We start from the raw sequence: 18,868 nt of genomic DNA on the forward strand, positions 1-18,868 counted from the left end.
AAGCGCCCAGCGTAGGTGTTTGCCCTATAATGTATCTGGGTTAGCGCGCCGGAGGCTTCATCAGAAGCTGCTCAAAAAAATTTTTCAGGCCGGTAAGGCCTGTTTGAAGGGGCTCGCCTAGGGTCTTGACAGGCTTAGGGTGTCCACATAATTTGCCCCCTGGTCCCGCTACTTACCTAGAGGTGCGCATCGGTGCTTGTTACGGAAGACGATTTTGATGGCCGATCTCGAATAGCCCATTCGTTCAGGTTTCTTCTGCTGATCCGGGCCAGCGGGGTCGAGGTGCATCTTTCCACCCCGAACAGACCGTTTATGAGGAGGTCTATCCCATGATCCGACGTGCGGGTCTGATAGCCTTTGGGCTGCTCTTTCCGTTTTGGGCGTGGGCCCAGACGGGTAAACTGGCCGGTCGGGTGACCGATGCCCGGACCGGGGAGCCTCTGCCGGGGGCGAGCGTGGTGTTGGAGGGCACCACCCTCGGCACCGCGGCCGACGCCAACGGCAACTACTTTATTCTGGCCATCCCACCCGGTATCTACACCGTTCGGGTTTCGTTTGTAGGTTACGAGACCCGGCGCATCGAGGGGGTGGTCATCAACGCCAACTTCACCCGCGAGCTTAACGTCGCGCTGCGCGAGCAGGTCGGACAGCTGGGCGAGGTGGTCGTCGAGTATGAAAGGCCGCTTATCCAAAAAGACGCCATAGGCGTGCCCAAGATCGTGGATGCCGAGCAGATCCAAAACTTGCCTGTGCGTGGCGTAAACAGCATTGCGGGTCTGCAGGGTGGGGTGGTGCAAGATGAGCGTACCGGCGTGCTCAACGTGCGCGGAGGCCGCACCGATGAGGTCATCTACATCGTCGACGGCGTGCGCATCTCCGCGGGAGCCCTCGGGGTCCCCCAAAACGCCATCCAAGAGCAAACCATGCTCATCGGCGGGTTGCCAGCTGAGTACGGCGATGCCATGTCCGGCGTAATCCAGGTGACCACCCGGGAGGCCGGATCTCGTTTCTTCGGGACGCTGGAGGGGATCTCCAGTCAGTTCCTGGACCCCTATGGCTACAATACCACCAGCTTCATCATCGGGGGGCCCTTGGTGGGCACGCGCCTGGGCTTCGTGATGAGCGCGGAGTACAACTACCGCAAGGACGCCGATCCTACCCCCATCACGATGCAGACGGTGCCGGATTCTATCTTCCAAAAGTTCCTCAAACGGCCCCGGTACATCGACGCCCAAGGCAGGCTGATCCGCGCTCCGGAGACCAATCGCACGTTCGTGCAAACGCGCGTCAAACCCAATAACGACGCCTGGAACCTCAACCTAGTGGGACGCTTGAGCTTCCGGCCTCTTCCAGGCATCTCGCTGCGCGTCGGCGGCACTTACTACCAGAGCCTCAGCGACAACTGGGTGCTGCAGCGGATGCTGTATAACTGGGATCATAACGGCCGGGGCGAACGCCAGGACTACCGGGTCTACATAAACTGGACGCACTCGCTTTCGGCCAGCACCTTCTATCAGGTTCAAGCTGACTACTTGCGCGCCTACGGCAAATCTTATGACCCGGTGTATAAGGACAACCTTTTCGCCTATGGCGATCCCCGCTTTGGCCTGGCTCGCGGGGACACCTCGGCCATGTACTGGTACAACAAACTAGACAACGACGGCGACGACGACGTCACAGATCGGGGCGATGGTTTCGTCAAAAACCCCGGCGCGATCGAATATCCGGCCATCACGGGCATCTATCGTGTCATGGCCGAGCCCGGCACGGTCTTCAACAACTACTCTTTCAGCCAGACCGAACAGTTTCGGGTCTCGGCCAATATGACGACCCAGATTGGCATCCACCAGGTCAAGTTCGGCGGGGAGTTTGAGCAGAAAATCCTGCGAGGTTGGGCTATCAGCCCCCTTGTGCTCTATAAGCGCCTAGCCCCTCTAGGGGTACCCTTGGCGGAGGCCAGCCTGAGCAAGTTCCGCAACGGGTTCCGCGATATTGAAGACATCATAAGCCACTATGGCTACGACGCGCTCACGCGGAGCAAGATTAACCCCCGGTGGGAAGAGTGGTTTAAACCCGAAAATCGCACCAACCCACCTATTGCTCCGTTTAGACCCCTATACGCGGCTGGCTTCGTCCAGGACAAGATCGAGTACCGCGACTTGGTGCTCAATATCGGGGTGCGTGTAGACTGGTTTAACGCCAACCAGAAGGTGCTCAAAGACCCCTACGCACTCTTCCCGATTGAATATCAGCGGCCCTCCTGGGCCAAAGAGGAGCTGGCCGTCTACTACAACAACGCCAATCAGATTGTGGGCTATCGGGACAAGCGGGGCAACTTCTACGACAAAAACGGCCAAGCTTCCGATGGCTTTACCATCACGCGCACGCTCGGTGGAGATGTGCGCTTTTTGGCCAACGAGCTGCGTCCTGAGGTTTTTGAAGATTATAAGCCCGAGCTCATCGTGATGCCGCGTATCGGCTTCGCCTTTCCCGTCACCGATCGGGCGATCTTCCATGCCCACTACGATGTGCTCACCCAGCGGCCCTCCGAAGGGCAGCTGTACGCCTCTTTGGAGGATTTCCGGGATATCGCCGAGTCCGGTGGCCTGCTGCCCAACGCGAACCTGCGCCCGATGAAGACGATCGAGTACGAGCTCGGTTTCCGACAAACCCTCTCTGAGCGAGCCGTAATTGGGATTTCGGGTTTCTATAAGCAGATCAAGGACCTCATCCAGCGCCGCAACATCTTCTTCGTGCGGCCCTTTGATTATACGGGGTATCAGAATGTGGACTTCGGCACCGTTAAGGGGGCCACGCTCGAGTTTCAGATGCGGCGCACGAACAACGTATCGGTTGATGCGAACTACACGCTCTCGTTCGCCGATGGAACGGGCTCGGACCCGAATACGCTATCCCTGGTGACGTGGGTACAGGGGGTGGTGCCGAATATCATCTCCCCGCTGGACTTCGACCAGCGACATCGGATCAACCTCAACCTCGACTGGCGTCTGGGCCGCGGGGAGGGGCCGGCCTTCGGAGGTGTGCGGCTCCTGGAGAACTTCGGCCTAAACGTGCTGGTGCAGGCTGCTAGCGGCCGACCTTACACGCGCTCCAAAAACGTGGGGCCCTTCTGGACGAGCCGAACCCGGGCGCCCTTGGGCGGCATCAACGGGGCCCGTATGCCGTGGTCGACCCTTGTAAATCTGCGCCTGGATCGGCGCTTTGATATGGGGCAGGCCAACCTTACTGTGTACCTCTGGATCCAGAACCTGCTCAACAGCCAGAACGTGCGCGCCGTGTATCCTTACACGGGAGTACCTAACGACGATGGGTTTTTGGCCACCCCAGAGGGCAGAGGAGAGCTGGAGCGCGTCTTGGACCCGATCTCCTTTGTGCAGCACTACCGGATTCGGGCCGATAATCCGAACAACTACGGCATCCCGCGTTCGGTTCGCTTGGGGGTGCGGGTGAACTTCTGAGAGCGGACTGGGGAGAGGCCTCTGCGACGGCGTAGGATAGGGCCCCAGGTAGAAAGCATGCCAAGAACCCAACAGCAAATACAGGACGTGAGCCATGAGAGCACCCCGAATGTTTGCGAGCCTGCTTCTGCTTTCGGCGCTTCCTGAAGGCGCTCAGCTGGCTTGGGCCGAGCGCAACAAGGCGGAGCCCTCTTCAGCCCGCGCCGCCATAAGCAGTGTGCAGGCCGGCTGCAATACGGGAAGCGCCTTCAAGACGCTCGATGTCAACAACGTGAGCGCAGGCCTGCTCAACACGGGCGGTTTCTGGTGGGATAACCAGAACCCCCGTTATGAGGTGCCCAAAGGCAGCGGCAAGACTTCGATCTTCGCCGGCGCCATGTGGATCGGCGGTCTGGCCAATGGCCAGCTGCGGATCTCGGCCGCCCGATACGGGAACTACGAGCTATGGCCTGGACCCCTTGAAGCGGGCCTAAACGGCACCTGCGCACAGTACGACCGGATCTGGAAAGTGGACCGCAAAGACCTGGAAGCGTTGGATGCGGGCGCAGAGCCCACTCCGGATATCCGGGACTGGCCCTGGCGGCTAGGGGCGCCGTGGATCGACAAAAACCGTGATGGCGTCTATCGCATCCAAGATGGTGACCGCCCTCGCATTCTAGGCGATCAGATGCTCTGGATGATCATGAACGACGTGGGCGGTCAGCACCGGGCTACAGACGGGATTCCAATCGGGCTTGAGGTCCGTTTCTCAGCTTTCGCCTTCAACCGCGAGGGCGCCCTCGGCAACACGACGTTCTATAAGATCGAGCTCGTCAACAAAGGCGATGCGGACTTGACGAACGCTTATGTCTCTATCTTCCATGACCCAGACCTGGGGAATTTCCAGGACGACTACATCGGCTGTGACACCCTTCTGGGGTTGGGTTTCTGCTACAATGGGGACAACGTCGATGAGGGAGCGGCCGGCTACGGGGACCGCCCCCCCGCGGTGGGGACCGACTTCTTCCAGGGGCCGCTGGTCGATGACGATGGGATCGATAACAACCGAGACGGCCAGATCGATGAGCCAGGTGAACGGCTCAAGATGACGTCCTTTACGTACTTCAACAACGGCGCCTGCAACAACTGCGATCCGACCACCGGGATACAGTACTACAACTACATGCAGGCGCGTTTCCGAGATGGGTCTCCGCTCACTTTTGGGGGAGACGGTACGAACCCGGCCAACCGGCGCGTGTTTTTCGCCTTCCCTTCGGATCCCAACGAGCCCTGCGGCCCCAACGTTTGGCATGAGGTCTGCGCAGGCAACGTCCCCGCGGACCGCCGGTTTGTCATGACCACCGGGCCCTTTACGCTCAAGCGCGGCCGCGTGCAGGAGATCGTCTTCGGCACCGTCTGGGCTCAGGGCCTGAACCGACTGGCCTCTGTTACGGCTCTGAAGAGCGCCGACGCCAAGGCCCAAGCGGCCTTTGATGTGAACTTCGAGCTCCCTTCCGGGCCCGCAACGCCGCGCGTCGAGGTCGCCCAACTGCCCAATCAGGTGGTGCTCTCTTGGGATGACCGGGCCGTCAGCTACCGGGCGGGCAACTACCGCTTTGAGGGCTATATGATCTATCAGTACCGCACGCCCTCTACCACCGCAGAGCGCAAGCTCCTGGCCACATATGACATCAAAAACGACATCACGGTCGTCTTTGATGACGTTTTCGATGAACGCTACGGTGTTGAGGTGAACGTGCCAGTGGCTTTTGGTTCGGATTCGGGGCTTAAGTTCTCCATCACGATCGATAAGGACGCTTTCACCGGTGGGCCTTTGATTAACGGCAAGGACTATTACTTTGCCGTTGTAGCCTACGCAGTCGACCCACAGGGCGCTCCGGGGCTTCGGCTGCTCACAAGCCCGCTTTCCGCCTCCGAGATCATCACGGTTCGGCCCACATACGTGGGCAGTTTGGGAGGAGGGCTCATGACCAGGGCCCAATACGGCTCCAAAGCCCCGGTCGTGCAGACCACGGGGAAGAGCGACGCTACGATCATCCCAGCCGTGATCAATCCACTTAAGATCAAGGCGAACACTTACCAGATCACCTTCCGGGATGCGGGTCGAGATGAGCATGGGCAACAAATCCTCAAGTGGTCGGTCCGTAACAAGAACACCGGACAGGTGCTCAAAACAGATCTGCCGCTAAGCCCGCAGCCTGTGGTGTTGCTCGATGAGGGTCTAGAGCTCATCGTCGACGGTCCTCCGCCGGGCATAAAGCGGGAGGATATGTTCTCCACCGAGGATGAGTCTAAGTGGGGCTGGAAGGTTATCTCCGGGACCCGGCGTTTCACCTGGGCGGGCGGGCAAAACGAGGAATTTGAGGGCTTCCAACATGCCCTCACCGGACTGTGGGATCCCTACTCCTATTTCGGCTTCGGTCCGCGGGCCGTGCCCCCCACCCAGCTGCGGGATGTGGAGCTGCGCCTGGCGCGCACGGATGTAAACGGCAACGTCTTGGACGCCAACGATCCCAACTGGTCCTTGGGATATCGATACCTGCGTGCGGCCACGGCCGCACCGGCCAGGCCCGAATTTGCCCCTTATATCATCAACCGCACCGGTGGGTACGCGTTTCAGGTCTTTGAGCGCAACGTGCCGCTCTCGGCTTGGGACGTAACGGATCCTAATAATCCAAGACGACTGGCCGTAGGCTTCCTGGAGAACAACGTCTCCGGTGGTCTAGTGGACGGCAAGTACTGGCCCGGGCCCACGGACACAGACAACTGGGCGGCCAGCGGTCCGCGGGAGTGGCTGTTTATCTTCACCAAGCCTTATAGCGAGAGCCGAGATCCGGAGCTAGCGGGCAACCTGCTTACCCAGCCCCTGCCGGTCATGTACTGGGCCTCTTGGAACCGCCGGGGGAACGTGGCCTTTTCGCCTAACCGAACCGGAGAGGACCGCTTCGGCATCTATCCCAACAAGGTGATCGCCCCCACGGACGTATACGAGTTCTCCCTGGCTGCGTTGGCACCGATGAAATCCGACAGCGCCCTCTCGGCCGCGCTGGACCAAATCCGGGCCGTGCCGAACCCGTATTATGGGGCGAGCGCTTATGAGATCCGCAACGTCACGGACGTGATCCGCTTCACAAACCTACCGGAGCGCGCTGTGCTGCGCATTTTCACCATAGCCGGCACGCTGGTGCGGACGTTGGTTAAGGATAATCCGAACAGCACGACGCTGGATTGGGACCTGCAAAACGAGCAGGGCCTGCCGGTGGCCTCGGGGATGTACATCGTGCACGTGGAATTTCCGGATTATCCCCAGCAGAAGCCCCGGATCCTGAAGGTGGCCATCTTGAAGAAGATCCTCCAGCTGTCCGACTTCTAAGCGCGAAGGAGACCAGGCCATGACGCGATACATGCTCGCGCTCAGCCTTTTGGGGGCGCTCTTGGTGAACGCCCCCGCGCAGGCGGGCGATCGCAACCGCCGCGGCGGAGCAGGAGCTCAAGAGCTGCTCATCCCCTTCGGAGCCCGCACCTACGCTTTAGGCGGGGCTGTGACGGCGAACATGACCGGCATAGAGGCCCTTTTCACGAACCCAGCTGGATTGGCCTACACGGGCGGCACGGAGGCCATGTTCAGCCGCGTGCAGTACGTGGCCGATATCGGGCTAAACTACCTGGGGGTAGCCCAAACGTTCGGCTATAATACCCTGGGCCTAAGCGTGCAGGCTTTAACCTTCGGGGACATTCCCATTACGACCGAAGACCAGCCCGAAGGAACAGGCTCAACGTTCAACCCCACCTTTATTACGGTGGGCTTTTCGTACGCTAGGATCTTCACCGATCGCATCGCCGGGGGCGTGACGATCAAACTGATCAACGAGTCCATCGACCGTGTCTCGGCCTCCGGCGTGGCCGCCGACCTGGGCGTGCAGTATGTGGTTGGGGAGACAGGCCTGCGCTTCGGCGTGGCCCTTAAAAACATCGGTCCCGCCATGCGATTCGATGGGGATGGGTTTATCCGCTTTGTCAACCTGCCCGAACAACGGCCAGATGCTACGACGAACGGACTGAAAATGAACCCGGCCTCTTTTGAGCTGCCCAGCTTGATGAACGTGGGGGTCTCCTACCGGCGCAACATAGCCGGCGGGGCGGCTCTGATAGCCATGGGGAACTTCCGATCCAATTCCTTTACGGAAGATGAATTTCAGGGCGGTCTGGAGTTCAGTCTGCGCGATCTGCTTTATCTACGCGGGGCCTATGCCTGGCAACAGACGCGCGAAGACACTTGGTACAACGGGCTCAACTTCGGAGCCGGGCTAAACCTTAAGCTCGCCTCCACCAACCTGAGCGTGGACTATAGCTACACCGGCACCCGCTACGCCGGGCTGGGGGCCGTGCAGACGATCAGTTTGCGCTTGAAGCTGTAAGCCAATCGCTTGGATGTGCTCCGGGGCGCGGCCCGGATCGGGCCGCGCCCCGTGTTTTTTGCTTCTGTGCCCTCCGAGGCGTATCATGCAGCGGGCATGAGAAGGAGTGTGACGGCGATGCGCATATGGACCGTATCGGGGCTCGCGTGGACTTTGTTCGCTTTGGGCTCACCGCTTGTTGCTCAACCGCCGATTCGGGCTGAACTGGACCTGGCTGTCTTCCGGTACGATTCCACGCAAGCTTACGTGGAGCTCTACACGGGTGTAGAGGCGGCCTCTATGCGTTTTCTGCCCCGATCCGACGGACCCGGCTTCTGGGCTCGCCTGGAGTTCGAGCTTGAGGTGCTCAAGAGCGCTGAGCGCGTCCTGCACGACCAATGGCGTCTGCAGGTGCCCATCGATAGCCTCGGGCAAGTACGGGCTGGCCAGCAAGTGATCGATGTGTATCGGTTTCTGCTCCCGCCCGGCGCGTATCAGCTGCGCCTGCTGGTGCGCGACGAATCGGACCCTGTCGATCGCCGGCAACTGCTGGAACGCGACCTCTTGGTGCCGGACTTCACTCGGCCCATGCCGCGTATCAGCGGTATTACGCTGGCTAGCCGCGTAGAACGCTCCGAGGAGGCGCAGAATCGCTTCTATCGCAACGGCCTCCTGATCTACCCCAATGCAAGCGCCCTATTCGGCAGCACGCTTAACACGATGTACTACTACGTGGAGCTGTATCATCTGGATCGCACCCCGGCGCTTAACTCCGGCCAATATGAGGCGCTGGTGTATTTGAGCGAAGCCAATACCGATCGCCCGCTTGAGGCGTATACGCGGCGCCTTACGCGGCCCGTAAAACCGATCGACGTGCTTGTGGGCGGTTTCGACGTGGGCGGGCTGCCCACGGGGGCGTACGTGTTGCGCGTGCTGGCCCTGGATGCCAACCGTCAGCCGGTGGCCGTGGCTGCCAAGCGCCTCTACGTCTACAACCCGCAGGTGCGCGCTCCGGAGATCTCCAGCACCCAGCCGGCGGCGTTTGCCTCCAGCCTCTTCGCCCACATGGAGGAGGCCGAGCTACAGCGAAGCTTCGACTATGCCAGCGTAATCGCCACAGAAACCGAAAGGCGCACCTTCCGCAGGCTTCAGAGCCTTGAGGAGAAGCGTCAGTTTCTCTATGAGTTTTGGCTGCGACGGGACCCCAACCCCAGCACCCCCCTTAACGAGGCCTATCAAGAGTACATGAATCGGGTGCGCTACGTTAATGAGCGCTACTCGGTCAAGAACCGAGAGGGCTGGCGCACGGACCGCGGAAGGGTATACTTGAAATATGGGCCGCCCAACAACATCCAGCCGTATTACTACAACCCGGACACAGTGCCTTATGAGATCTGGGAGTACTACAACATCCCCGGAGAGGGGCCCGGCATGTTTGTGTTTGCGGACAAGACAGGCTTTCAAGACTTCCAGCTCATCCACTCCACCGTCTCAGGTGAGGTAAAAAGCGCCGACTGGCAGCGGGAGGTGCGGCGCGTGCTCTCCAACAAGCCGTATCAGGACTAAGGCCCCGGACCGGGAAGCTTGCCTGAGAGCATGCCGGGTACGGTTTTTTGTGGCGGTCAGCGGGGATCCCTGCAGCCTACTGGAGGGAGAGGAATATGAAGCGCAGGCGGATCGTGGTGACCGGCATGGGGCTCATCTCCCCGGTGGGGCACTCGGTGGCCGAGTCCTGGCGTTCGATTGTGGAGGGGCGCTCCGGAATCAACCGGATTACGTATTTCGACCCCTCCCCATATCCGACTCAAGTGGCCGCCGAAGTGAAAAATTTCGACTCGGCCCAGGTGTTGGATCCTAAAATAGCCCGGCGTTACGACCGGTTCTTGCATTTTTTGCTCGTTGCCGCCCGGGAGGCTCTCGAGCAATCCGGGCTTCTGGAACATCCCGAGCTATTTGAGGAGACGGGGGTGTTGATCGGATCCGGCATTGGGGGAATTCGCAACATCGAAGAGACCGTGTTGCTGTTGCACCAGAAGGGCCTCAAATACGTCTCCCCGTTTTTTGTGCCGGGCAGCATCGTGAATATGGCTAGTGGGCTGCTCTCCATCCTATACGGATTCAAAGGACCCAACCTGTCCGTGGTTTCCGCCTGTTCCACGGGAAATCACGCGATCGGGGAAGGCTATCACATCTTGCAGCGCGGCGACGCGCGGGTTATGATCGTCGGGGGCACGGAGTCCTCGATTACCCCGCTTGGTTTGGCCGGTTTCTGCGCTGCGCGCGCCCTTTCGACGCTTAATGATCCGCCCGAGGCCGCCTCCCGTCCTTTCGATCGGAGCCGGGATGGCTTCGTGATGGGGGAAGGGGCCGGGGTGCTGGTTCTGGAGCCTTTGGAGCAGGCCCTGGAGCGGGGCGCCCAGCCGCTGGCCGAGATCGTAGGCTACGGCATGTCCGCCGACGCCTACCATGTTACGGCCCCCCATCCCAGTGGAGAAGGCGCCTACCGAAGCATGGAACGCGCCCTTAGGCACGCCGGGATTCCCCCCGCGGAGATCGGCTACATCAACGCGCACGCCACGGGCACACCGGTGGGGGATATCATAGAAGTGGAGGCCATCGTGCGTCTATTCGGTGAGAACGCCCCCCCCACGAGCTCCACTAAGTCCGCTGTAGGCCACCTGCTCGGCGCAGCTGGGGCCATAGAGGCCATCTTCACCATTCAAGCGCTCCGGGATCAGATGCTGCCGCCCACGATCAATTTCCGCGAACCCGAGCCGAACGATCCTTTGGATCATGTGCCCACCTCGCGGCCGGCTACGTTTGAATACGCGCTCTCGAACGCCTTCGGCTTTGGGGGGACCAACACTACGGTCATCTTTCGGCGCTACGAGGGCTAAGCATCCATGACGGCCTCTTGGCGAGCCCTGCTGGACTTCGCCGTTGAAGCGGCCTGGGAGGCGGGCCGCATCACGCTTCGCTACTTTCAGATGCCCATCCCCGAGGAGCGCAAGGCCGATCAGTCGCCCGTTACGATCGCCGACCGAGAGGCCGAAGCCCACTTGCGCAGGCGGATCGCGGAACGCTATCCGGATCACGGCATTGTGGGAGAGGAGTACGGCTTGACCCGTCCGGAGGCCCCCTTCCAATGGGTGCTGGATCCGATTGACGGCACGCGCTCCTTTCTATGCGGGGTTCCCTTGTATGGGGTGCTGGTGGGGCTGCTCCATGAGGGTCAGCCCGTGCTTGGGGTAGCCTGTTTCCCCGCCCTGCAGGAGATCGTCTACGCGGCCCTCGGAGAGGGCTGCCGTTGGAACGGGCGCCTGGTGCGCGTCTCGCGGAGAGACCGCCTAGAGGAAGCGGTGCTGCTCTATACCGATCCCCGAGGCTTTGAGGGGCCCAAGAAGGCCTTGCTTGAACGCCTGCGGCCGCGGGTGCGCCTGGAGCGCTCCTGGGGTGATTGCTATGGGCATATTCTCGTGGCCACGGGGCGGGCTGATGTGATGCTCGATCCCGCAATGCACCTGTGGGACTCTGTGGCGCTGTATCCGATCCTGCACGAAGCCGGGGGGACGTTTACAGACTGGGAGGGACGGGCGACCATTCAAGCCGGAGAGGCCGTAAGCACAAACGGCTTGTTGTTATCTGCCCTGTTGGAGGAGTATCGCTTTGCATCCCCTTGAAGAGGCCATCCTTCAGCGCCGCGCGCGCGTGGGCGTCATCGGGCTGGGCTACGTGGGGTTGCCCTTGGCTCGGGTTTTCTATAGGCGCGGTTTCTCCGTGATCGGCTTTGACATCGACCCCGATAAGGTGGCGCAGTTGCGCTTTGGGCGCTCCTACATCCGGCATATCCCCTCGGAGTGGGTGGCCGAGGCGGTGGGCTCAGGCCGCTTTGAGCCCACGGACGCCCCTGAGCGCCTGCCGGAGGCGGATGTGCTGCTTATCTGCGTCCCCACGCCCTTGGGGCCTCATCAGGAGCCCGATTTGCGCTTTGTGCGCCAAACCGCTGAGACGATCGCGCTTTACCTAAGACCAGGCCAACTCGTGGTCCTGGAGAGCACCACCTATCCGGGCACAACCGAAGAGGAACTGCTGCCGATCCTATCCCGGAGCGGTTTGCAAGTGGGGCGGGACTTTTTTCTGGGCTACTCCCCGGAGCGCGAAGACCCGGGAAACGCCCGCTACACGACAGAGCAGATCCCGAAGATCACAAGCGGCGTTACGAATCTTTGCGCTCATCTGGTCGATGTGCTTTACCGAAGCGTGGTCGCACAGACCGTTTCCGTCAGCTCCCCGCGGGTGGCCGAGGCGGCCAAGCTGCTGGAGAACATCTATCGAGCCGTCAACATCGCCCTTGTCAACGAACTGAAGCTCGTCCTCGATCGGATGGGGATCGATATCTGGGAGGTTATCGAGGCGGCCTCGACCAAGCCCTTCGGGTTTCAGCCGTTTTATCCGGGTCCCGGACTCGGCGGGCACTGTATTCCGATTGATCCCTTTTACCTTACCTGGAAGGCGCGTGCCTACGGGGTGCACACGCGTTTTATTGAGCTGGCGGGCGAGATCAACACGGCTATGCCTGATTTCGTGGTGAGCAAGCTCATCCGAGCCCTAAACGAACAGGGTAAAGCCGTGCGCGGATCGCGTCTGCTGCTCATCGGCGTCGCTTACAAGCCCGACGTAGATGACCTGCGTGAAAGCCCCGCCCTTGTGATCATGGACCGGCTAGAGGAGCTGGAGGCGCAGGTGGACTACCATGACCCCTACGTGCCGGTGCTGCCCCCAACGCGCAAGTTTCGCTTCAACAAGGCCTCGGTTCCGCTGGAAGCGGAGCTGCTGCGGCGCTACGACGCCGTGCTTATCATTACCCACCACAGTGGGATCGATTACGAGCTGATCGCTCAGGAAGCGGCCCTGATCCTGGATACGCGCAACGCGCTTCGGGTTCGCGGGCTTCGAGTGGGTCGCATCTGGAAAGCATAAAAACACCCCGCCTGGGGGGCGGGGTGCCGTATTGGGACGAGCCAAATTCAATTGATGTTCTTTAAGAGCTCCAACTCATAAAGGGCCGCTTGCCGGTATGGGCCTACGGCGGCTCGCTGAAAGGCCTCTCGGGCCTCGTTGTAGCGTCCCAAAGCCCGATAAGCTTGGCCCAGCTCGAAGTAAGCTTTGGCCTTCTGAGCCGGCCCGCCCGGGATCATCTCCACAGCCTTCTGAGCCGCTTCTAGACCCTTTTGAAAGTTGCCCGATCCGTTATAAGCGCGAGCCAGATACCAGTAAGCGTCCCCTTGATCGCCTCCCCGGAGGGATTTAACCGCCTCCTCGAGCACCGGGATGGCCTTGTCGAATTCTTGTTTTTGCATGTAGACGGTGCCCTTGGACAGGAGCAGCTCGGCCCGGTTTGCGGCCGGCGCGATGGTCAGGGCCTTGTCGTAGGCGGCTAAAGCCTGGTCGAATTTGCCCTGCTGGGCGTAGATTTTGCCGATCTGCTCATAGGAAAGGTACTCTACGCGTGTATCTTTGGCCCCGCTGGCTATCTCGGCGGCGCGTTGATAGCTGGCTATCCCTTCATCGAGCCGATTCAATCGAACCAGCGCCAATCCCTTCATGTACAGGGATCGGTAGTTTTGAGGGTCCAGTTTGAGTGACTCATCGAACTTGGCCAGGGCCTCTTGATACTTCTGCTGGCGCACCAGCGCCAAGCCCTCGTTGTAGGCGAGCTTAGAGCGCTCTTCGTTTGTCTGCGCCTTGATAGCCGAAGCCGTCACCAGGAGCAGAAGCCCGATCAGGGTAAGCCGTACCTGCATCCCAAAGCCCCCCGTTTTGATGAAGCATTTTACGCCCGAATCGCAACCGGAAAATACGTAGAGACCTCTTAAGGATGCTAGCCCGATGCTGGGATATCAAGCTCAAAGCGCCCTACCGGAAGCTCGGGCCTTCGGATCCACGGATTAAGCAGGCGCACCAGCCGATATGAAAGCCCCTGCTGACGACACCAGGCCGCTAGATCTGCCACAGGGCCCTCGACCAGGACCGTGCGCGTAGGGTATTCCGGATAGGGTTCAAGACCCGATAAATCAAAGCCGAACCGATGCGGCTGCTCGAATATGGCCTTTATGGCGGCGGCCTTGAGCACATACCGGGCCGTTTCATCGGCCAACCAGAGCTCGTAATAGCTGCGCGTTCCTTGCTGGCGTATGAGCGCCTCCAGCCTACCGGGGCCCAGATTATAGGCGGCGCCCGCCAAATGCCAGCTGCCAAAGCGCCTGTAGAGCTGATCCAGATAGCGCAGGGCGGCTTGGGTGGATTTCCGGAGGTGCAGGCGCTCATCTACGGCCTCATCCACCCGAAGCCCAAACTGACGGGCCACATCGGGCATAAACTGCCACAAGCCGGCCGCGCCAGCCGGCGATATGGCCTGAGGCAGGAGATCGCTTTCGGCCACGGCCAGATACTTCAAATCCTCCGGCAGGCCGCGACTGCGCAGTTCGGCCTCGATATAGCGGAAGTAACGCGCGCTGCGCTTGATGTGAAAGAAAACCTGAAACGGTCGGTAAACGAGCAGATACAACTCCCGCTCAAAGCGCTCCCGCACCTCAGGGTCTTTCAGGGGCACCGGCTCCCCGCAGAAGGATAGGCTATCCGGAAGCAGCAAAGCCCGAAACGGCTGCCAAGCGAGATCCGGGCCGCGCGCGGTCGAGCTCTGCCGATACCCCGCCCACCACCCCGCCCCAAGTAAGCTCACCCCCAGCAAGCAGCCCACAAAATAGCGCGCTTTTCTGCGCGAAAAGAGCTCAAAAGTTCGGTTTAAGCGCATGCTCCTTGTAAAAGGTGTCGATCGTTTCGACGGCCTCTTGGGGCTCGTCCGTGAGGGAAAACAGAAACAGGTCCTCTAGCCCTATGTGCCCGGCTCCTAAAACCGTCTGGCGCAACCAGTCGACAAGTCCTTGCCAATAGTCTCGGCCCATCAGCACGACGGGAAAGGGCGAGATCTTTTGCGTTTGAATGAGCGTAAGCGCTTCAAAAAGCTCATCTAAGGTGCCCAGGCCTCCGGGCAGCACAATGAAGCCCTGGGCGTATTTTACGAACATGACTTTGCGTACGAAGAAAAAGTCGAACGTGAGCAGTTTATCGGGATCGATATAAGGGTTGGGGGTCTGCTCATGGGGCAGCTCGATGTTAAGACCCACAGAAGGGCCGCCGGCTTCCTGCGCCCCTCGATTAGCGGCCTCCATGATGCCCGGCCCGCCGCCTGTGATAACGCCATAGCCGTACTCGACAAGCAGGCGGGCGACTTGGCGGGCCATCTCATAGTAGGGGTTTCCGGGGCCGACCCGGGCCGAACCAAAAATGGACACGCAAGGCCCAAGGCGGCCTAGTTTTTCGAAACCCTCAACGAACTCGGCCATAATCCGAAAGGTCCGCCAGGCGTCTTGAATCGTGGCCTCCTGCCAGGCCTTCTGAACGCGTCGCTGGCGGCTTCGCGAGGATTCATATGGGGTGTGGTTGCGCATGTGGGGCTCCCTTTATCGCACCGCGTCCTCCAGGGCCAGACGGGCTTCTGTGCTGGCATCTCGATACTTGACGATCACGGGAACGTAAAGCCCAATACCCTCTTCCTGTGCCAAGGTTCCCCGGTTGTGCGCAGCGCGCACGCCCGGTACGACCACGGCGCCCTCGGGCACGATCAGGGGTTGTCCGTTTTCCGCCCGCCAGATCCGATCGCGCACCAGGTCATATAGCGGCGTGCTGGCGGTCAGCACCACGCTGGGCGCGATCACGGCTCGGCGCCGCACGATCGCGCCCTCCAGAATCGCCGCGTGAGCCCCCACGAAAGCCTCATCTTCGATGATCACGGGCAAAGCGCCCACGGGCTCGATTACGCCTCCGATCTGCACGCCGGCGCTCAGATGCACCCGCCGGCCGATTTGGGCGCAGCTTCCCACAAGCACATGCGAGTCGATCATCGCCCCCTCATCCACGTAAGCCCCCACGTTTACGTAACTGGGGGGCATAAGGATGACCCCCGGGGCCAGGTACGCCCCGTCGCGCACCGTGGTGCCTCCAGGCACGATGCGGACTCGCTCCCTTAGCGTGGTGGGCCGAACGGGCAGGGTGGCCTTATCGAAAAAGCGCCACGTGGGACCCGCCTGCACTTCGATGAGCTCTCCTAATCTGAACCCTAGTAGGATGCCCGCCTTGACCCACGCATGCACACGCCAGCCCGCGGGGGCCTGGGGATCGGGCTCGGCGGCCCGGATGCGGCCCGTGCGCAGGGCCTCGAAGAGTTCCTGCACGCACCGGAGCGCCTCGCTGCGCTCCTTTCCTTCTAGGGGTCCGTGCGCGTAGCGTTCGATCCGCTCAGCTAGACTGCTCATCTTAGACCCGAATAAAAGCGGCGATCTCTGGGTTTTGAGCTAGCTCAGCTAGCACTTGTTCCGTGGGCAGCTCCGGCCGATCGCGTTCGGAATCCACAAGGCACAAAAACCCCAACACCTCCTCATCGGCCCGAAATTGGTGCCAGTGACCCGGCGGTATATAGAGCACATCAAAGGGCCTAACGTCGTAGATCCGATCCCCGACAAGGACCCGGCCGCGGCCCCGGAGTACGATTACGGCGTGCGCATGCGCGTGACGCTCCAAGCTCGAATAACCGCCGGGATCGATCTCAAAATATCGCAGCTCGCAGCGGAGCCCGGCCACGTTATCCAGCAGCGTCTGCCGGCTGATGGCCCGATAGTGGGTTCCCTCTGGCTTATAGGCCCGAACCGGCACATCCGACCAGCGAAAGTTGGGCTCAAAACGTCGGATCATCGCGCATACTCCGGATTGTGAGCCTCTGTACGTTCTCCACAAAGGCGCGGCTGCGCTCCCGTATCCGGGGGCCGGCCTCGTAAAGAGCGCTCCCCATGAGCAAAATCGCATGCCGACCGTAAAACCGAAGGGCCGCTTCCAGGCGCTCCCAGTGCAGGCCTCCGGCCGGCACGGGAAAGGCCGGGCGCAGCGGCGGCCAAGGCCCTCGCAATCGCTCGGCGATCCTGGTGCAGGTGGCCTCATCGTAGGCGAAGCGGCCGCCGGCATGCGGGAAAATAACGGCGTCGGCGCCTAGAAGCCGAAACAGCCGACCCAGAAGCGCCTCCGGCGCTATGCGCGCCGCACCCCCCAGGGCGGGATGGGCCAAAAAGACCATATCCGGAAAGCGCCGCACCAGGCTCTCAAAAACGGGCAGGCCTACAAGCATCGGGGCGATGAGCACGACTTGTACGCCCAGGCTGCGCGCCAGGCCTAGCTGGGCCTCCAGCTCCTCAGGCCGGCCGATGAGGTTTGGGGCGTACTGGGACCGGCGTCCCGTGCGGCGCGCCGCCTCTTCTACGGCCTCCTGACAGCGCCGCACGCGTTCCGCAAAGGGGCAAAACGGGTGATCGGCTAGCCCGTGATCATCCTTGATCAGGTCGATGCCGGCCTCGGCGAAAAGCCGGCACAGCTCCGCTATAGCCTCCGGCCCCAGCCCCATGGGCTTTAAGGCGGTGCACGTCAGGGGCCGATCCCAGACCTGTAGCAGCGCCCGCAGCCCCGCAATGCCGTGCTGCGGACCCGGAAAAAGGCCCCGGACGGATTCCGAAAGCTCCACATCCCATAGCTCCACATCGGGCTGCAGGGAGGAGTTGCCAAAGAGCACGTTTAGCAGCTGCGCCGGGTTGGCGGCTATCGCGGAGGCCGCATACCGGATCCGCGCCCGCACGCCGCCCTCGGGATCGGGCTCTAGGGCCTCCACATGCCCTATGATGTGGCCGCGCACAAAGGGATCCTGTACCAGCGGGTCCGGCAGCTCCACCGTCTGCTCCAGCGCCAGCGTCCGGGCGCGCTGTTTGGCCTCTTTTTCCGAAACGCGCAGCCTATAGGTGGCCCACAGGTACTCCATGGCCTCGCCAAATTACGACGTGCGCAAGCGTCACGGCGCAAGCATAAAACCTTTGGACCCGTAAATTTGCTGTCTCGGAAGCGCGAGGCTTGCGGATGCGCTGGCTTCTTATGCCCCCCATGTATTGGCCCCCTATCACGGTGGCCGCCTCCTGGTGGCGCGCAGACGTGGTGGTGTTTCTAGACACGCTGCGCTACCAGAAGCAATCCTATCAGAATCGAGCCCGTATTCGCACTCCGCAGGGCTGGCAATGGCTGATCGCGCCCGTCCGATCGGGCCGTTCCGCCCAGCCCCGCGCGATCGCCGACATAGAGCTCGACACAAGCCACCGGTGGTTCGACAAGCACAAAAAGGCTTTCGAGTTTTTCTATCGCCGCGCGATGTACTTCGAGTATTACGAGGATCGCTTCATGCCCCTCTATGAGGGTTCCGCGCCGAATCGGCTAAGAGAGTTGCTCGAGCCCACGCTTGGGTGGCTGTGGGAGGCGCTAGGGGTTCCGGCCAAAAGCCTGTGGGCCAGCGCGCATCCGGACTGGGAAACGCGGGCCGACTCCGGCACCTGGTGGACGGTTCCAGAGGCCGGGCTACCGCCCCGGTATCGGTCCCGATGCGGCCTGCTTGAGGCAGAGCCCCCCGTGTATGAGCAGGCTTTTTCAGGTTTTGAGCCCAACCTTTCGGTCCTGGACCTGCTTTTCAACCTCGGGCCTCAAGCCGCGGAGCGCCTATCTCAGGCCCCAGTGCGGAGGGCGGACGTTGCAAGGTGACGAAACGGCCCAGTACGCCCAGAAAACGCCACCGATCCGCTCTCCGGCCCGTGTAGCGGCTTAAGTCAACGGTATACAGGCTAAGCAGCAGCAAGTTTTGTCGCTTTACCCCCAGCACGGCTAAAAAGCTCATCCCTTGCGCCAAGGCGCGCCCCTGTTCGTGATCCGAGCCCCAGGCCTGCTCCGTTAGCCAGCGCTCCAGGTGAGCCGTGGCAAAGCGCGAAAAAGCCTCCTGATCGGGGTTTGTGGCGATCAAGACGGCGCACAAACACAGGCCAGCCGCGCTCCAAATCCATCTGAGCATGCGAT

Annotated in this window: 15 protein-coding genes; 8 read left to right on the forward strand and 7 right to left on the reverse strand. The window is 61.1% G+C overall.

The genetic code is table 11. The annotated features are described in order from the left end of the window. The first annotated feature begins 329 nt into the window (after positions 1 to 329). The 7 genes from NZ993_03090 (at position 330) to NZ993_03120 (ending at position 12,856) form a co-directional block, all read left to right on the forward strand. Complete coding sequence (locus NZ993_03090) at positions 330 to 3,479, forward strand: carboxypeptidase-like regulatory domain-containing protein (protein ID MCS7154781.1); 3,150 nt, start codon at positions 330 to 332, stop codon at positions 3,477 to 3,479. 94 nt (positions 3,480 to 3,573) lie between these two features. Continuing rightward, entirely contained in the window at positions 3,574 to 6,852 is a 3,279-nt protein-coding gene (locus NZ993_03095; protein MCS7154782.1) for a hypothetical protein, read from the forward strand. Positions 6,853 to 6,871: 19 nt separating this feature from the next. Then, on the forward strand, positions 6,872 to 7,897 hold the full coding sequence (locus NZ993_03100) for a PorV/PorQ family protein (protein MCS7154783.1): 1,026 nt from the start codon (positions 6,872 to 6,874) through the stop codon (positions 7,895 to 7,897). Between the two features lie 117 nt (positions 7,898 to 8,014). Next, positions 8,015 to 9,442 carry a GWxTD domain-containing protein gene (locus tag NZ993_03105; protein ID MCS7154784.1) on the forward strand — a complete coding sequence of 476 codons (1,428 nt, stop codon included), beginning with the start codon at positions 8,015 to 8,017 and terminating at the stop codon, positions 9,440 to 9,442. Between the two features lie 95 nt (positions 9,443 to 9,537). Continuing rightward, positions 9,538 to 10,773 (forward strand): beta-ketoacyl-ACP synthase II, encoded by a 1,236-nt coding sequence (gene fabF / locus NZ993_03110; GenBank protein ID MCS7154785.1) that lies wholly within the window; start codon positions 9,538 to 9,540, stop codon positions 10,771 to 10,773. Between the two features lie 6 nt (positions 10,774 to 10,779). Beyond that, positions 10,780 to 11,556, forward strand: coding sequence for an inositol monophosphatase family protein (locus tag NZ993_03115; GenBank protein ID MCS7154786.1), 777 nt, complete (start codon positions 10,780 to 10,782; stop codon positions 11,554 to 11,556). After that, positions 11,543 to 12,856, forward strand: a complete 1,314-nt coding sequence (locus NZ993_03120) for a nucleotide sugar dehydrogenase (protein ID MCS7154787.1) — start codon at positions 11,543 to 11,545, stop codon at positions 12,854 to 12,856. Before NZ993_03115 ends, NZ993_03120 begins: the two co-directional genes overlap by 14 nt. A gap of 47 nt (positions 12,857 to 12,903) precedes the next feature. Here NZ993_03120 and NZ993_03125 read toward each other — a convergent pair whose 3' ends face one another. The 6 genes from NZ993_03125 to NZ993_03150 all read right to left on the reverse strand — a co-directional run bounded on the left by NZ993_03125 (position 12,904) and on the right by NZ993_03150 (position 17,795). After that, positions 12,904 to 13,680: a tetratricopeptide repeat protein gene (locus NZ993_03125; protein ID MCS7154788.1), complete on the reverse strand. Its 777-nt coding sequence runs from the start codon at positions 13,678 to 13,680 to the stop codon at positions 12,904 to 12,906. 77 nt (positions 13,681 to 13,757) lie between these two features. Beyond that, positions 13,758 to 14,690 (reverse strand): lytic transglycosylase domain-containing protein, encoded by a 933-nt coding sequence (locus NZ993_03130; GenBank protein ID MCS7154789.1) that lies wholly within the window; start codon positions 14,688 to 14,690, stop codon positions 13,758 to 13,760. Further along, the gene (locus tag NZ993_03135; GenBank protein ID MCS7154790.1) at positions 14,668 to 15,387 is read right to left on the reverse strand and encodes a TIGR00730 family Rossman fold protein; all 720 of its coding nucleotides are present in this window, start codon (positions 15,385 to 15,387) and stop codon (positions 14,668 to 14,670) included. Before NZ993_03135 ends, NZ993_03130 begins: the two co-directional genes overlap by 23 nt. Before the next feature lie 12 nt (positions 15,388 to 15,399). Continuing rightward, positions 15,400 to 16,251, reverse strand: a complete 852-nt coding sequence (locus NZ993_03140) for a 2,3,4,5-tetrahydropyridine-2,6-dicarboxylate N-succinyltransferase (GenBank protein MCS7154791.1) — start codon at positions 16,249 to 16,251, stop codon at positions 15,400 to 15,402. A 1-nt stretch (position 16,252) separates the two neighbouring features. Further along, positions 16,253 to 16,687, reverse strand: a complete 435-nt coding sequence (locus NZ993_03145) for a cupin domain-containing protein (GenBank protein MCS7154792.1) — start codon at positions 16,685 to 16,687, stop codon at positions 16,253 to 16,255. Beyond that, on the reverse strand, positions 16,671 to 17,795 hold the full coding sequence (locus tag NZ993_03150; protein MCS7154793.1) for a RuBisCO large subunit C-terminal-like domain-containing protein: 1,125 nt from the start codon (positions 17,793 to 17,795) through the stop codon (positions 16,671 to 16,673). The genes NZ993_03145 and NZ993_03150 overlap by 17 nt, the downstream gene beginning before the upstream one ends. A gap of 95 nt (positions 17,796 to 17,890) precedes the next feature. Between NZ993_03150 and NZ993_03155 the strand changes: the two genes are divergently transcribed. Continuing rightward, positions 17,891 to 18,559: a WbqC family protein gene (locus NZ993_03155; GenBank protein MCS7154794.1), complete on the forward strand. Its 669-nt coding sequence runs from the start codon at positions 17,891 to 17,893 to the stop codon at positions 18,557 to 18,559. Here the strand turns inward: NZ993_03155 and NZ993_03160 are convergent. Next, positions 18,489 to 18,863: a DUF4359 domain-containing protein gene (locus NZ993_03160; protein ID MCS7154795.1), complete on the reverse strand. Its 375-nt coding sequence runs from the start codon at positions 18,861 to 18,863 to the stop codon at positions 18,489 to 18,491. The two genes, NZ993_03155 and NZ993_03160, sit on opposite strands and share 71 nt — an antisense overlap. Between the last annotated feature and the right edge of the window lie 5 nt (positions 18,864 to 18,868).

Source organism: Bacteroidota bacterium (assembly GCA_025059945.1).
GTDB lineage: Bacteria > Bacteroidota > Rhodothermia > JANXDC01 > JANXDC01 > JANXDC01.

What these genes read in the sequence shown, in the direction of transcription:
- NZ993_03090 (MCS7154781.1), top strand. Translation starts at nt 330, where the DNA reads ATGATCCGACGTGCGGGTCTGATAGCCTTTGGGCTGCTCTTTCCGTTT.
- NZ993_03095 (MCS7154782.1), top strand. Translation starts at nt 3,574, where the DNA reads ATGAGAGCACCCCGAATGTTTGCGAGCCTGCTTCTGCTTTCGGCGCTT.
- NZ993_03100 (MCS7154783.1), top strand. Translation starts at nt 6,872, where the DNA reads ATGACGCGATACATGCTCGCGCTCAGCCTTTTGGGGGCGCTCTTGGTG.
- NZ993_03105 (MCS7154784.1), top strand. Translation starts at nt 8,015, where the DNA reads ATGCGCATATGGACCGTATCGGGGCTCGCGTGGACTTTGTTCGCTTTG.
- fabF (MCS7154785.1), top strand. Translation starts at nt 9,538, where the DNA reads ATGAAGCGCAGGCGGATCGTGGTGACCGGCATGGGGCTCATCTCCCCG.
- NZ993_03115 (MCS7154786.1), top strand. Translation starts at nt 10,780, where the DNA reads ATGACGGCCTCTTGGCGAGCCCTGCTGGACTTCGCCGTTGAAGCGGCC.
- NZ993_03125 (MCS7154788.1), bottom strand. Translation starts at nt 13,680, where the DNA reads ATGCAGGTACGGCTTACCCTGATCGGGCTTCTGCTCCTGGTGACGGCT.
- NZ993_03130 (MCS7154789.1), bottom strand. Translation starts at nt 14,690, where the DNA reads ATGCGCTTAAACCGAACTTTTGAGCTCTTTTCGCGCAGAAAAGCGCGC.
- NZ993_03135 (MCS7154790.1), bottom strand. Translation starts at nt 15,387, where the DNA reads ATGCGCAACCACACCCCATATGAATCCTCGCGAAGCCGCCAGCGACGC.
- NZ993_03140 (MCS7154791.1), bottom strand. Translation starts at nt 16,251, where the DNA reads ATGAGCAGTCTAGCTGAGCGGATCGAACGCTACGCGCACGGACCCCTA.
- NZ993_03145 (MCS7154792.1), bottom strand. Translation starts at nt 16,687, where the DNA reads ATGATCCGACGTTTTGAGCCCAACTTTCGCTGGTCGGATGTGCCGGTT.
- NZ993_03150 (MCS7154793.1), bottom strand. Translation starts at nt 17,795, where the DNA reads ATGGAGTACCTGTGGGCCACCTATAGGCTGCGCGTTTCGGAAAAAGAG.
- NZ993_03155 (MCS7154794.1), top strand. Translation starts at nt 17,891, where the DNA reads ATGCGCTGGCTTCTTATGCCCCCCATGTATTGGCCCCCTATCACGGTG.
- NZ993_03160 (MCS7154795.1), bottom strand. Translation starts at nt 18,863, where the DNA reads ATGCTCAGATGGATTTGGAGCGCGGCTGGCCTGTGTTTGTGCGCCGTC.